Source organism: Rhizobium sp. KNZ2-6A, from assembly GCF_056755475.1.
The window spans coordinates 49371-63788 of the sequence record NZ_JBNDIC010000018.1 but is presented as its reverse complement, the minus strand read 5'-3'; the positions used below and the strand labels follow the sequence as shown (position 1 = coordinate 63788).

10 protein-coding genes are annotated in these 14418 nt (G+C 61.4%); all 10 read right to left on the bottom strand.

The features are described from left to right. Positions 1–32 precede the first annotated feature (32 nt). Positions 33–512 (bottom strand): MarR family winged helix-turn-helix transcriptional regulator, encoded by a 480-nt coding sequence (locus ACPYOP_RS14730; protein WP_481411107.1) that lies wholly within the window; start codon positions 510–512, stop codon positions 33–35. A gap of 52 nt (positions 513–564) precedes the next feature. After that, on the bottom strand, positions 565–1161 hold the full coding sequence (locus ACPYOP_RS14725; RefSeq protein WP_481411106.1) for a cysteine hydrolase family protein: 597 nt from the start codon (positions 1159–1161) through the stop codon (positions 565–567). 2 nt (positions 1162–1163) lie between these two features. Then, complete coding sequence (locus ACPYOP_RS14720; protein WP_481411105.1) at positions 1164–2213, bottom strand: ABC transporter ATP-binding protein; 1050 nt, start codon at positions 2211–2213, stop codon at positions 1164–1166. Continuing rightward, entirely contained in the window at positions 2200–2979 is a 780-nt protein-coding gene (locus ACPYOP_RS14715; RefSeq protein ID WP_481411104.1) for an ABC transporter permease, read from the bottom strand. The genes ACPYOP_RS14720 and ACPYOP_RS14715 overlap by 14 nt, the downstream gene beginning before the upstream one ends. 10 nt (positions 2980–2989) lie before the next feature. Beyond that, positions 2990–3904, bottom strand: a complete 915-nt coding sequence (locus ACPYOP_RS14710; RefSeq protein ID WP_481411103.1) for an ABC transporter permease — start codon at positions 3902–3904, stop codon at positions 2990–2992. Beyond that, a complete protein-coding gene (locus ACPYOP_RS14705; protein ID WP_481411102.1) occupies positions 3894–4970 on the bottom strand; it encodes an ABC transporter substrate-binding protein in 1077 nt (358 codons plus the stop codon). Before ACPYOP_RS14705 ends, ACPYOP_RS14710 begins: the two co-directional genes overlap by 11 nt. A gap of 376 nt (positions 4971–5346) precedes the next feature. After that, positions 5347–7584, bottom strand: a complete 2238-nt coding sequence (locus ACPYOP_RS14700; protein WP_481411101.1) for an MGH1-like glycoside hydrolase domain-containing protein — start codon at positions 7582–7584, stop codon at positions 5347–5349. A gap of 17 nt (positions 7585–7601) precedes the next feature. Further along, positions 7602–10286, bottom strand: a complete 2685-nt coding sequence (locus ACPYOP_RS14695; RefSeq protein WP_481411100.1) for a carbohydrate-binding protein — start codon at positions 10284–10286, stop codon at positions 7602–7604. A gap of 13 nt (positions 10287–10299) precedes the next feature. Then, positions 10300–13842 (bottom strand): molybdopterin cofactor-binding domain-containing protein, encoded by a 3543-nt coding sequence (locus ACPYOP_RS14690; protein WP_481411099.1) that lies wholly within the window; start codon positions 13840–13842, stop codon positions 10300–10302. After that, positions 13839–14369, bottom strand: coding sequence for a (2Fe-2S)-binding protein (locus tag ACPYOP_RS14685; RefSeq protein WP_481411147.1), 531 nt, complete (start codon positions 14367–14369; stop codon positions 13839–13841). Before ACPYOP_RS14685 ends, ACPYOP_RS14690 begins: the two co-directional genes overlap by 4 nt. Between the last annotated feature and the right edge of the window lie 49 nt (positions 14370–14418).

Here is a 14418-nt window from a genome sequence, read left to right as displayed (position 1 = left end):
AGGGTTCTCCGATTTTGGCGAGCCGGCGTCTGTCAGCAGATTTTCTGAAGGAGTTCCATCAGCATCATCCGCTCGGCAAGCGTCAGGGTGCTCAGTGTTTCCTGCGAAATCTGCAGTGCGACCGCCAGGTTGCGATCGACCATCGCCTCGCCGTCCGGCGTCAGCGTCAGCACCAGCCGCCGTGCGTCGGTTGCGTCAGGTGCTGTGTGGACCAGCCCGCGCTTCACCAGTCGATCGACGACCCCCTTGATTGTCGCCATGTCCATGGCGGTTTCGCGGCCGAGATTGCCTTGCGAACAGGGCTGCAGCTCCTTGAGCTTGACCAGCGCTGCCCATTGGGTCGTGGTCAGTTTCTCCGCCATCAGGCTCGCAAAAATCGCCACGTGCCGCTGGTTTGCCTGCCGCAGATAGAAGCCGATCTGTTCGCCAAGCGCATACTCGGCCTGCTGGCCTTGAACCTTAGGCACTGCCGCCTTCCTGCGGCCGCCCTTGTCTTTGAAGGGAACATCCATCGGATCTCTCAAATCTGCCTGTTCGTCGTGATTGGCAATTGCATTGTCGAACTCAGTCTCGCCATAAATTCAGGATGGCTTGTGTCGATAAGATCTCGATCTGCTCCGAAAGCCTCGGCACCAAGATCTCGGTTACCATGGCGTGCGCTTTCATGTCACCGCTTCCCAGCGCATCCTCGGCCAGGATGACCCGGTAGCCCGCGTCCACTGCATCGAGAACGCTCGCGTAGACGCAGACGTCTGTTTCGACACCCGAGAAAATCAGAGTGTCCGTTCCCGAGTTCTGCAAGCGGGCGGCGAAACCAGGCGAACCGAAGACGGAATAGGTTTCTTTGTCGACGATGGAGCCTGGACCGGCGATCGCCGCCAGCGGCGCGACCAGATCCAGCACGGTTGCGTCGAGCTCATCGAGCGTCACCAATGACCAGCGGCGATAGTAGTTCTTCCAGCGGCCTTTTGCATCTTCCGCGTTCTGGGGAACCATAAATCGGACGAAGATCGTGTCGAACGGGCGCGCTTGGCTGAGCGCCAGCACGTTCGGAAGAATATCGGCGATTGCTGGTGTATGCCACGCCGTTTCCTCGGCAAACAGACGTTGCATGTCGATGACGACATGCAACGTATTCTTGGAGAGCGGCGCGGGCGCCATGATCAGTCTGCCACCGGAACGGTGTGTTCCGGACCCCAGCTCAGGGTGACGGTGTCGCCATCGCTCAGGACCTTGCCGTCGCGGTTCTGCGCGAACAACTTCAATGGCAACCCACCAGGCCCCTCAAGCAGATAGGAAAGCACGGGACCTGCATAGATGACCGTCGTGATCCGAGCCGTCAGGCTATTGCCATCTGTCGGGCCGGACACGATCGACATCTTTTCCGGACGGACCGCGAGCGTCACTTTCGAGCCGCTTGGCGGCAACGTCCCCGTAGTCTTGACCAGCTTGCCGTCGGCAAGACGCACGGCGCCGTTCTCGACAGTCCCCGACAGGAAGTTTGAATCGCCAAGGAATTCCGCCGCGAAGCGTGTCAGCGGACGTTCATAGACGGTTTCCGGGTCGCCGATCTGGACGATGCGGCCCTTGTCGAGAATGGCCACCTTGTCGGATAGCGTCAGTGCTTCCTCCTGATCATGGGTGACGAAGATCGTTGTCAGGCCGCTCTCGCGCTGTATGCGTAGTAGTTCGACCTGCATCTCCTGGCGAAGGCGGCGGTCGAGCGCCGACAGTGGCTCGTCTAGCAGAAGCACGCTTGGCTTGATGACGATGGCACGGGCGAGCGCGACGCGCTGCTGCTGGCCGCCGGACAATTGCTTGGGCGTGCGATCGCCAAAGCCGGGCAACCGCACCATATCGAGAGCGCGGTCGACCTCCTTGCGGGCGGCAGCGCCTTTGATGCCCCGGCGCTCGAGGCCGAAGGCCACGTTCTGGGCAATCGTCATGTGCGGGAACAGCGCGTAGGACTGGAACATCATGCCGATGTTGCGGCCCCAGACGGGGATGTCGGTGACATCGTTATTGCCGATGGTCACGACGCCCTGGTCCGGCTTGATGAAGCCCGCGATGATGCGCAGCAGCGTGGTCTTGCCGGAACCCGACGGGCCGAGAAGGCTGGTGAAGGAGCCTTCCGGGAATTCGGTGGTGATATCGGACAGGACCGGCGTGGTGCCGTAGGTCTTGGCGACGGAATTGACTTTAACGTTTGTCACGGGTGTCTCCGGGCTTGGCGAAGCGCGCAAAAATCAGGATGATCGTCATCGAACCGAGGAGAAGGACGGTCGAGATCGCGTTGATTTCAGGGGTGAAGCCCTTGCGGATCGAGGAGTAGATCTGCACCGGCAGCGTGGTGTAGCCGGGCGTGGCGAGGAAGTACGAAATAACGAACTGGTCGAGCGACACGGCAAATGCGAACAGCGCGGCGCCAAGGATACTCGGATAGAGCAGCGGCAAGGTCACCGAGAAGAACGCATGAACCGGTGTCGAGCCGAGGCTCATCGCCGCTTCTTCGAGGTCCGCGCGAATGGTCCTGAAACCGGTGCCGACGACAAGGACCACGTAAGGGATCGCAAGCGCCACGTGGCCGATCAGCAGCGCATGCATACCCCGCCCGATACCGCTCCAATAGAAGAAGATCAGCATCGCGGTGCCGGTGATCAGCCACGGAATGGCGATCGGCGGCAGCAGCATCAGCTGCAGGAAGCTCTTGCCGCGGAACGTCCGCCGCGACAGCGCCACCGAGGCCATGGTGCCGAGCGCCGTCGCCAGCACGGCGGTGATCGAGGCGATGATGATACTGTTCAGGCCTGCGGTCAGGAGCACGGAGTTGTTCCACAGCGCCTGATACCATCGCAGCGAGAAGCTGAACGGCAGTTCGTAAAGCGGCGAGGCATTGAAGCCCATCGCCATCATCACGAGAATGGGCGTGTAGAGGAAGATCAGGATCGCGATGAGATAGACACGTCCAAGCGATTTCATGATCTTCTCCTCAAGCTGTCGTGCCACGGCGCAGAACGCCGGAGAAGGTTGCGAAGATTGCAAGCACGACGGCGAGCAGCGTGAAGGAGAGCGAGGCGCCCAGCGGCCAATTGAAGGCCTGCGTGAACTGGTCCTCGATCACCGTGCCCATGGTTACCCCGACACGACCACCCAGGATGCGCGGCTCCATGAACGAGCCGATGACAGGGATGAAGATCAGAACGGACCCGGAAATGAGGCCGGGAGCGGCGAGCGGCACCAGAACCTTGAACAGAATCGTCCACCAGCGCGCGCCAAGGCTTGCAGCGGCCTCGATTATCGCGTCGTCGATCGCGACAAGGGCGATGTAGCAGGTCAGGATCATGTACGGCAGATAGCCATGAACCAGACCGACCACGATGGCATATCGCGTATAGAGAAAGCCTATGGAGCCGACATCCGGGGCGATCATGTGCAGCAGATTGTCGAGGAAACCGTTTTCCCGGAGCACCATCGTCCACGAAAAGACGCGCACCAGGCCATTGGTCCAGAATGGTAGAAGAATAAGGATCAGCAGCATCTCGCGCGTCTTGCCGAAGGTCGAACGGACAAGCGCCACGGCGGCCAGGAAACCGAGAACAGCGCAAAACAGCGTCGTCCAGAAGCCGATCAACAGCGACGTGATGCCGATGCCGACCAGGTAGGGCTGATCGATGAAAGCGCGATATTGCTTCAGTGTGAAGACGATCGGAGCCTTGCCCATCGGTGTCGCCGACATGAAGCTGAACACAAGCATTGTCAGCAGCGGCAGGAAGACTGCAAGCGTCAACCAACCATAGGTCGGAAGCAGCAAGGCGGTCGCCGAAACCCAAGACGGGAGTGCGCCCCGACTGCGCGGACCCGAAGGTCCGCGCTCTGACGCCAATGTCGCTTGATCACTGTGCATAGAAGGCTTTCACTTCCTGCCATACGTTGTTGAAGGCTTCCCGGCGATCATCTGGAATGCCCGAGACGATGCCCATGGTCTTCAGGTATTCAGGCTTGTGCACCTGGCGGCTCAAGTCATCCGCCGGCAACGCCCCGAGAGCGGCCGAGTTCGACGAAGCCGGTGCGCCGACCTTGGTTGCCCATTCGACGTAGAAGGTCGGATCGATCATCCAGTTGGCGAAAGCGAGCGCGCCTTCGACGTTCGGAGCCGAAGCCGGGATGCCCAGGCCATCCACCCAGCCGATGCCGCCTTCCTTGGGGACAACAAACTGAACAGGAAGCTTCGAGTTGCGCTTGGAGCGCACCGAACCGCCCGACCAGAACAGGGAGAGGTCGAATTCCTTGGCCGCGAACGACTTGTTCCACTGATCCTCGGTGGACCAGAGAAGCTTGACGTTCGGCTTGATCGACTTCAGCGCGGCCGTGACCGCGGCAAGGTCCTTCGGATCGTTGATATCCTGGCCACTCATCAGGGCGCCGACACCAATGTTGATGATGGCATCGTCGTCCATCGCGACGCGGCCCTTGTAGGCGGGATCCGCCAGAACAGCATAGCTGTCTGGAACCGGCATGCCTTCGCGGATGGCAAGCGAGGTCATGCCCCACACCCAAGGAACAGCGTAACCCTTGCCCTCCTTGTTGAAATTCGGATTGGAGCGCAGGTTCTCGTCAACGGTCGAGACGTTCGGAACCTTGCTGAAATCGATCGGCTGCAGCAGGTCTTCGGCAACGGCCTGGGCGCAGCGCGCGGCGTTGAGAACGACGAGATCGTAGGCGCCAGGATTGGTGCGCAGCTTGGTCAGCATTTCCGATTCCGAGCTGTAGTAGTCGTGAACGACCGCGATGCCGGTCTTCTCGGTGAAAGCCTTCACGGACCAGGCTTCGTCCGTGCCGTAACCCTGCCAATTCAGGACAGTGATGGTGCCGGCCGAAAAAGCCTTGCGCGGCAGGCTGGAGAAACTAACGCCGGCGACAAGCGCTGCGGACATCAACTTCATCGTGTTGCGTCTGGTGAGTTCAGTCATTGTGGCACCCCTCTGGAACATACACGGTTATGGACGATCGTGACCGCGGTCAGCGACCTCAACGGATCGGCAGAGCCGAAAACGGAAGACGTGCTAAGCGCACATCAAAACGTATGTATACAAACTATAATCAGAGAAGATCGAATGCTCGAAGCGCAAGATTTCAGGTCGAGCAAAAGCCTGCACCGCCGAAAGGCGATACATCAACATGCATTCGATACAAAAGCGCCCAGCTTCTACAAAGTTCCACTTAAATCATTCGATTGTCAGCAGACCTTCAGTTCAAACCCTCTGATTTTCGCAATCAGTCTTTTATTTTTTTATTTGCACACAAACTATCAATGACGATTTGACAAGTGTCAAGCGCTACCTTGCGTCAGCTTGCGTTCGCAGCGGAAAAATAGACGTCAAGTCGGCGCTCTTCGTCGCTCTCCGCAATCGTGAGGCGCAGCCCGTCAACACTTGCACGACAGCCGATATCATGTCCGTCGAGACGGACAGCAAGGACGTTGCCGGGCTCCAGGCCCGGCAGGTCGATGTAGCCGGCTGCATCGACAGGTGCGACGGTGCAGGAAAGCCGCCCATCGGTCATCACGATGCGCGAAAGCGTCGTTCGCAGGTCCGTCCGCAACATTGCTCGACCATTGAGCGTCATAGACAACTGGCCAGCCTCGCCCCGCATATCCAAGGCTCCCAACGGCGAAACCATCGGCCCCACCGCCAGATCGCGGCCCGTGTTACGGACGGTAAAGCCTGTCCATGGATCGAAATCGACAATTTCGCCTGCCGCCATCAGCGGCAGCATTGCTGCCCAGATGTAGAAGGGATCGGTATCGCCCTGATCCATCGCCTCGCCCGTTAAGGCATTATAGTTTTCGGCGGCGATGCGATCCGTGCGCCAGGATTTCATAAAGAGGTCGTAGCTCTGGCTTGCGAGCTTGCTCGCTTCCGCAATGAAGCCGTAGCGCCGCAAGCCAAGCCAGACCATGTAATTGACATTCGGCCAGATGCGGCCACGCCAGTAAACGTTATCGGCGAAGGCAGGGTCGTCGCGCGTCGCATTCGGCAGCACGAAATCGCCGCCGAACGTCGTCTCGTCGCTCAGATGCTCGAGCAGACGCGCGGCCTGCGCCGGTGTCGCCGCACCGCACAGCAGCGGATAGAAGCTGGTCGGTGACAGCGATCGGACAAAACCACCGCGCCGCTGGCGATTGGCGAAGATGCCGCGTTCCTCATCCCACAGTGTTTCGGAGATCAGCGTACGCTGACGCTCAGCCAGGGCCGCAAATTCGCTGGCGTCCTCGTGCTTGCCGAGCACGGCGGCCATTTTCGACAGCATTTCGGCGTCGAGCGCTGCCGCGCAATTCAAGCCCAGATCAAATGTCGACAGCGTACGGGTGACGGGATCGTAAATCGCCTCGTCATGCGTCGCGGAATTGTCCATGCCGGTTTCGTTACGGGCAGCGAACGCAGTCCCCTTGTAGAGACCCTCACCCACATCGGACGTGCCGCACGACAGCAGACCGAAACCATCGGGATCGCGATTCTCCTGCCACCAGCGGCGGTTTCGCGCGAGCGCGTCGTAGCTTGCCTGGATCATCGACCGTTCGCCGGTGCGCTGATAAAGCTGCCAGGCGACGAGCGCACCGAACGGCAGCTGGCTTCGATCGACCCAGGCATCATTGGAGGTGACGATGCAGGCGATATTGCCCTGCGGCGTGGCGCTGGCCATGGCCGTCGCCATATTCTCGCGTGCCAGATCGGCGTCGAACACGCCGGCCAGAAGAGCCGCGAAAATCTGGTCGTTGAACCAGACGGCGAATTTTCCGAGATTCCAGATGCGCGTGACCGCGGTGTAGGACCGCGCGTTGGTTTCGTCCCAGATGGTGTTCCAGGCAACGACATCTCGCATCGCGTCAAGCGCGCCCTCGAACACGCCTGTCTGGGTGTCGGCGAGTTCAGTCGGCGCGCCGGCTGCAAGGCACGCTTGCGCCTTGGCGATCGCCAGCTCGGCACTGTCTGCGACGCCGGCCGCATATGCGCCCTGGCGCATCATCTCAAGATTGAAGCGCAGGGCGATCACCGGCGCTTCGTTTTTGCGCGTGGCGGTGTAGAAATAGCCGTTCTCTTCGAAGTCGGCCCGCAGCGCGTCGATCGTGTCGTGGCCGATGACGTGCACCGGCGCCTCGGCAGTCGCGATCGCCACGAAGCGTGTGCCGACCTTCAAGAGCGTGATGTTTCGACCTGCGTCATGCGTCGCCACTTCACCGCCATCGGAGGAGATTGCCAGCGTCAGCCAGAACCGTAGCCCCCATTCGGCGCAGACCTTGCCGTTCCAGCGGCCCCGGATGGCGAAAGGATCGGTCTTCGTCGTCGAAAAGGCGACCGTGGTGCCACTGAGCTCTGTCTCCAACTCGATCAGCGAGCCGTCGATGGTGTGGCGGCCAAGGCGGACCGCATCGCGCCGCGGCTCGATCGCGGAGGTCGTCTTGCTTCGGGTCGAATAGAGAACCGGCGTGATCCGCACGCCGAGCGGCAGGAAGACCATTTCGGCCGGCCGGCTTGACCAGCTGTTCCAGGCACGCATCAGGGGGATTGTCGAATGTTGTAGCATGGCTCTGTAACTTCCGGTCAGTGGGTCAACGGAATAAGTTTCGGTACTGCCGACAGGCCGCTCTTGTCGGCAGTATTGCCGAGATAAGGCGTGTTGGCGTAATAGCGGTTTGCCGCCGTGTTCGCGACGCGCAGTTCCAAGGAGTGGACGCCGGGTTGCAGTCGCCCCAGCGAAAATCGATAGGGCCGCCAGCCAAGTCGATCAACTTGCCGGCCATCCAATCGGGCGGCGACCACGGTCGCGACCTCGGGCAATTCAAGAAACCACTCGGCCTCGTCGCCGATCTCCAACGCCAGCCGGTAGATGCCGGTGCCCGAGAATTCGTTGAAACCCTGCGTCTCCCATCCGCTCTCGACCGAGATCGGCACGAAATTGGCGCTGCACTCCGGCGCGAAACTCCAGCCCTCGACGAGAGAGATCGAGCGTGCAAGATCGAGCGGCGGCTGCGTTGTGAGATGGCCCGCGCCTATCGCGCGCTCCGCAGTTTGACGCAAGCGCAGGCAGCGCACCTCCTGCGGCTCGAGCGTGACAGTCAGATGGTTGAAGGCGGCCGCTCGCTCCGTCTTGCCGGTCGCCGCGGACCAGACTTCGCAGTCGAAACCGTCACCGAATGAAATCTCGCTGACCACGGGCATTGCGCCGTCATTGAATAGCACAATCCGCCACCAGCCATCGGCTTCGTGACCTACCCATTGCCAGGGCATCCGCGCGGCGCGACCGGCGATGACGGGACCAAACGGCGGCAGTGCTTCCAGAAGCGCCTCGATATCACTGGCGCCGGGCATCAGGTCGATATGCGTCGATGCAACGGCATCCGTGCGAACGGCAGCGTCGCATACGGTCGACAGGCGATCGCCCGAGGACACGACCACACCGCCGGCAGCGCCGAAGGCGTTGAGCGCCCGCACTGTTTCTCCGGTTTGCAGCACAGAGACCGATGGCAGGATCACGGCATCGAAAGAGAGCCCCGAGACCCACATGCGGCCGCCGTCGATCCTGGCCTTGATCAGATCGGCCTCGCTGACGAACATGAAGTCGCAGCGCTTGGCCAGAAGCCCTTGGCACCACGCGCCGATATGGGTGGCGTGGCTGTGTCGCGGACCTTCCGCGAAGGCAGTATGAAGCGGGTAGAGGATGGCCACCGGCGCGCGCGGCGTGGCTGGCTCGATGAAGGCGGAAATTCGCGCAGTCTCCTGTGCGAACAGATCGTGATAGCCCCACCAAGGCTCGAAGTTGATGCCCGGCGCGAAATCGAAACGCGGATTGGCAAAGGGCGTAGGATCGTTGTCCCGCCCATCCGTCTGGTAGACGCCGTGCCACAGAAACTGGCGGGTGCCGAGGCAATAGAGCCGGATCGCCTGCGCCCGCATCGTTTCCAGCGTAAGCTCCCATTGCCCGGCGGCGCGCACTGGCGTTCGCTCGGCGCTGGCATAGGTTTCGACGATACAACGGCTACGGCCATTGGAGCGGGCAACGGAATCGCCGATCTTGGGCGCAAGCTGGGCGACGAAATTGTTGGAATCGACCGCTGTTTGGTGCCTGTAAGCATCGATGCCGAAGAAGTCGACGGCAAGCGCCACCCGGGGGTCGATGCTGGTGAAGCCGCCGTTCAACGACCAAGAGCTGATGTGGGGCAGAATTTCGTGGCCCGTGAACTCAATGCCCCTGCTCTCGGCCCATCCGCGCAACGTTCCGGAGAAGGCCTCGTTCATCAATCCCGAATAGGCGGCATAAAATCCCGCGCGTACCGACAGGGTATATGGGCCAACGTGGTGCGCCAAGGCCAGCAGGGCCTTGGCAAAGGATTCTCCGGTGCCGCTCGACACCGCGTCGATCAGGCTTGGTGAGAACAGCAGGCTGTTGCCGAGACCGCCGCAGATCTGATCCCACTTGTAGAAGCCTGCGGCGGGCTGGTCGTAAAATACGAAGCTGACGGGATCGGGCACGAGGTCACCAAGCATTTCAATCAGCGGATCAAGCCCAACCGCGATGAACTGCTCGGCCGCCTCCGGCAGAAGATAGTTGATCAACCGCGATGTAATCGACCGGGCGCTGACGAACACGGTCAGCATCTGGCCGTCCCAGATCGTTCCGTCGAACGCATACACGCAGGCAGCATCGACGCTGTCGACGATAGAGGTCCGCGCAGTCACGTCGACCACCTCATCGAGGCTCTCGATCGTCGCCGACGAATGAAGCAGCGCGGCTTCTACGGTCCATTCGCACCATTCGACAACGCTGCCTTCATATTGCCATTCGACGATATCGGCGCCCATCATCCGCGTGAATGGCGGATGGATGCCGCTGATCTCACCCCGTGCCTTTCCAGAGGACGACCAGAACAGATGGCGCTCGCGCAAGTCGTCGCGACCAGCGACGGTGCGGCCGCCGGCGTGTCCGCTGATCCAGTTGTAGTCGTCGTAGATCCCGAGCTTCAGCCCAAGCCGGGCGGCTATGCCGGCAGCGGTCCGATAGGCTTCAAGATAGGCCGGCGACAGATAGTCGTCGCGAGACATCGCAAGCCGCGCCTGGATCAGGATAGTACCGATCCCCTTCAGCTTGAAATCGCTGAGTTGGGCCTGACAGACCTCTTCCGTTGGAATCGAATGCCAGAACCAATAGGCGGATGGACGAAACGCAGCAGTCGGGTTCTCGAACAGGCCGCGATGATCGATATCCGTTCCGGTTCGGATCTGTTCCAAGTCATCTGTTCCTTTAGTGGCCTGCTGCCGTCACGCGCTTAATAGCATCCGCCGTATTGCTCCAGCCCGGTTTATCTGGCGCGAAGCGTGCACGAAGATAGTCGGCGAGGTCCTTGATCTGGCGCTCGTTCAGCTGCTGGCGAAACGCCGGCATCGACATAACCTCCGGAGCCTCGCGGCCCGTGGTCTGTGCCAGGATCGCCGGCGCCTCGACACCATTCAGGATCGCCTGGATGAGATTGTCGGGCGTCGCCGCATGCAGGTTGCTGTTCAGCGCCAGAGACGACAGGATGGTATTGCCGGTATGGCACGTGGCGCATGCGCCGTTGAACAGACGCTCACCATTGGGTGAAATGCGCGCGGCGGACGTTTTCGCCGCTTCACTGGCGACAATGGCGGCCTCGCTCTGCGCCTTGGTCTCGACCGGTGCATCGTTGAGGCTTGCGAGGTAGCTGGCCATCGCGCGGATATCGCTGTCCGGCAGTGGCTGCATCACCTCCACGACATGCGCCATCGGGCCGGCCGCACTGCCGTGGTCACGCGAATGCCCGGTGCGCAGGTAGTCGTAGAAGGCATCCTCGCTCCAACCAACCGGGCCCTTGGCGAATGCGTTCAGGGCCGGCGCTTCCCAGCCATCGGCAAAGCCGCCGGAAAGCCGAGCGGCGCCGCTCTTTTCCGCGCCGAGCACATTGCGCTCGGTGTGGCAGGCGGAACAGTGACCAAGCGTTTCCACCAGGTATGCGCCCCTGTTCCACTGGGCGTCGCGGGATTGGACATACTTGAACGGCTCGGCCTTGAGGAAGAGAGCATTCCAGCCCGCCATCATCGCGCGGATGTTGTAAGGAAAGTTGAGCTTCGTTTCGGGTGCCTTCTCGGCAACGGGCGCCTGCGTCATCATGTAGGCATATAAGGCCTGAAGGTCGGCATCCTCGGCGCCCGCGAACGATGTATAGGGGTGAGCCGGATAGAGGTGGTGCCCATCGCGGCTTACGCCTTCGCGCATGGCACGCTCGAAAGCGGTGTAGGACCACGCGCCGATACCGGCTTCCAGATCGGGCGTGATATTGGTGGCATAGACCGCGCCGAACGGCGTGTCGAAGCGGCGGCCGCCGGCAAAAGGCGTTCCGTCGTTGCCGACGTGACAGACGTTGCAGGCACCAGCCGCCGCGGCAAGACGCCCGCGTTCGATGGTGGCAGCGCTGTAAACATTGAGGTCCGGACGCGGGATGGTGCCAATCGCCGGGCGCCAGGGCGAAGCCATCGTGACAAGACCCGACAAAGCGGCCACCGCTCCAGCGCCCGAGAGACCGATGCTCCACCACTTCCGCTTCTTCGCTTTTGGCACAGCAACCGGCTCGTCCGTCTTGCCGTTCAACGCGGCGAGCACCAGTTCGGGCGTCAAAGGCAGTTCGCGGAAGCGAATGCCGGTGGCGTCATAGACCGCATTGGCGATGGCCGAGGCGCTGGGAACGGAAGCTGACTCGCCGACACCAAGCGGCGGTTCGTCCTGACGCGGCACCATCAGCACGTCGATATCAGGCACCTCGGGGAAGGTGATCAGCGGATAGCCGCCCCACTCTTTCGATTCGACCGCGGTCGAGGAGAATTCGACCTTCTCCTTCAGTACCCGACTGGTGGACTGTATGATGTTGCCATGAATCTGGTGGCGCACGCCATCGGGATTGATCATCATCCCGGAATCTTGAGCGCATGTCACTTTGGTGACCGCGATCTCACCGGTCTTCTTATTGACCGCGACATCGGCAACCCAAGCCGCCCAAGCGGCGGCCTTGCCCGGGAAAGGGCCGTGCACATAAACGGCATAGGCAAACCCACGGCCGTAAAGCAAATCGCCCTCGCCGCCGAGTGTGCCCCACGTCGTGTGCGGCACCCATTTTGCCCGCTCGGCGAGCGCATGGACAAGATCGACGGCGCGTGGGTCATGAAGATAGCGCAGCCTGTATTCGATGGGATCGACACCCGCCGCTGCCGCCAACTCATCCACGTAGCATTCGTGGGCGAAGGTGTTCGGCATGGCCGAGACGCCGCGAAACCACGAGGCTCGGGCGATCGGTGGCATGTCGTGCACGGTCACACGGAGATTGCCATAGGCGTAGGGCGGTATCGCGGTGCGATCGCCCATCTGCACGACATCGGAAACCGGAGGCACCTTGCCGGTGAGGATCAGCGGTAGTGTCGGCGCCAGGTTTGACGGGTAGCGCGTTTCGAAATCATAGGCGGATGGACCGCCTTCCAGATCGAGCCCACCACGCACATCCATGATCTGAGCCGCCCCTTTGGGCTCCCAAGCATGTTCCTGGTCACGCGTCAGCTGTACCCGCACCGGTGCCTTGACGGCGCGCGATAGCAGCGCTGCGTCCGCCGTGACGTCGTCAGCGCAGTTGCGGCCATAGCAGCCGGCCGCTTCCAGGCGCTCCACCTGAATGAGATCTTCCGGCATATCGAGAAGCAGCGCCAGATCGCGGCGCATTGGAAACGGGTTTTGCGTGCCCGACCAGACAGTCAGGCCGGCATCGCTATAATCCGCGACAGCGCATGACGGGCCGATGGAGCCGTGCATCTGGTAAGGCCAGATATAGGTGCGGTTCATCGGCTGCGCGCTGCCGGCGAGCGCCATATCGACGTTGCCGCGATCGGCGAGCTTTCGCGGTGTCGATGGGTTGGCGCGAAGCGCTTGTTCCGGCGCATTGAGATCGGGCCACGCAGGCGGCGCGCGCCAGACAACCTTCAAGCTATTTGCCGCCTCGATGGCGATCTCCTCGCGGGTCGCGACGACACCGACGAAATCTCCAATCGCGACCACGCCCACCAGTCCCTGGATATGCGCCACCGACGTTTCGTCGATCGAAATCAGACTGTTGCCGACATGATCACCGTGATCGAAACCCGCATAGGGTGGGCGCACGACGCGCCCATGCAGCATGCCCGGCACGCGCACGTCGTGCACGTAGGTCCAACGCCCCGTCGCCTTCTCCGGGATGTCCACGCGTGGGCGTGACGAGCCGACGAGCCGGTAATCCGATGCGGGCTTGAGGACCGCCGCGTTGTCGATCGAGAGCCTGACATGGTCGCCGGCAACAACGTCTCCAAAGCTGAGCTGCCAGTTCTCACCGCCATCGGCGCGAATGATGCCGTTCTTCAGGATCAGCCGCTCACGGGCCACACCCATTCGTTCAGCCGCTTTTGAAAGCATATGGTGGCGGGCGGTGGCGGCAGCCTGACGCAGAGGCGCCGCCGCGATCTGGATCGTCTCGCTTGCGATTGTCGCGCCCTGGTTCGGCGCAGCCGACGTGGCGCCGAGCACCATCTCCACCTGCTCGAAGGGCGTACTTAATTCCTCGGCCACGATCTGCGCCAACGAGGTACGAATCCCCGTACCGAGATCGACGTGCCCGTTGAAAGCAATCACACGGCTGTCGGCATCGATGGCGATATAGAGCTCGGCAGCATCGCCCAGCGACGCATCATTGACGACAAGCAGCGCATCGGCAGCGGACATGTAGCGGGTTTTGGGTATCGCGCGATGGTCGTTCATGGCGAAACCTCGGTGTTGTTGTCCGGTGCAACGGGCGCGGGGCCACCACGATCCGAGGCCTCAACGTGCGCGCGTTCGGCCTTGACATAAGCGACGGCGCGCCTGGCTGCAGCGAGTATTTCCATGTGAGTCCCACAGCGGCAGAGATGATGGCGCAACGCTTCGCGAATGTCGTCCTCATTGGGATCGTCATTGCGGTTGAGCAGAGAAACGGTGGCAATGATCATGCCGTTCAAACAATACCCGCACTGCGCCGCGGCCTCGTCGATGAAGGCTGCCTGAACCGGATGCAGTTGTTCAGGCGTGCCGAGGCCCTCCAGCGTCGTCACCGAACGGTTACCGACCGCGCCGAGCGGCACGGTGCATGACCTGACCGCACGGCCATCCATGAGCACGGCGCATGCGCCGCATTCGCCGAGCCCGCAGCCGTATTTCGGACCGTTAAGGAAAAGATCGTTTCTAAGTATATAAAGAAGCGGTGTTTCCCGGCTCGCTTCAACGCTCTTGATGGCGTCATTCACGTTCAAACTGAAGCAAACTGGCAGTGTCAAAACAGGCCCTCCGCAGAGAGCTCGA

What these genes read in the sequence shown, in the direction of transcription:
- ACPYOP_RS14705 (WP_481411102.1), bottom strand. Translation starts at nt 4,970, where the DNA reads ATGACTGAACTCACCAGACGCAACACGATGAAGTTGATGTCCGCAGCG.
- ACPYOP_RS14715 (WP_481411104.1), bottom strand. Translation starts at nt 2,979, where the DNA reads ATGAAATCGCTTGGACGTGTCTATCTCATCGCGATCCTGATCTTCCTC.
- ACPYOP_RS14730 (WP_481411107.1), bottom strand. Translation starts at nt 512, where the DNA reads ATGGATGTTCCCTTCAAAGACAAGGGCGGCCGCAGGAAGGCGGCAGTG.
- ACPYOP_RS14700 (WP_481411101.1), bottom strand. Translation starts at nt 7,584, where the DNA reads ATGCTACAACATTCGACAATCCCCCTGATGCGTGCCTGGAACAGCTGG.
- ACPYOP_RS14725 (WP_481411106.1), bottom strand. Translation starts at nt 1,161, where the DNA reads ATGGCGCCCGCGCCGCTCTCCAAGAATACGTTGCATGTCGTCATCGAC.
- ACPYOP_RS14690 (WP_481411099.1), bottom strand. Translation starts at nt 13,842, where the DNA reads ATGAACGACCATCGCGCGATACCCAAAACCCGCTACATGTCCGCTGCC.
- ACPYOP_RS14710 (WP_481411103.1), bottom strand. Translation starts at nt 3,904, where the DNA reads ATGCACAGTGATCAAGCGACATTGGCGTCAGAGCGCGGACCTTCGGGT.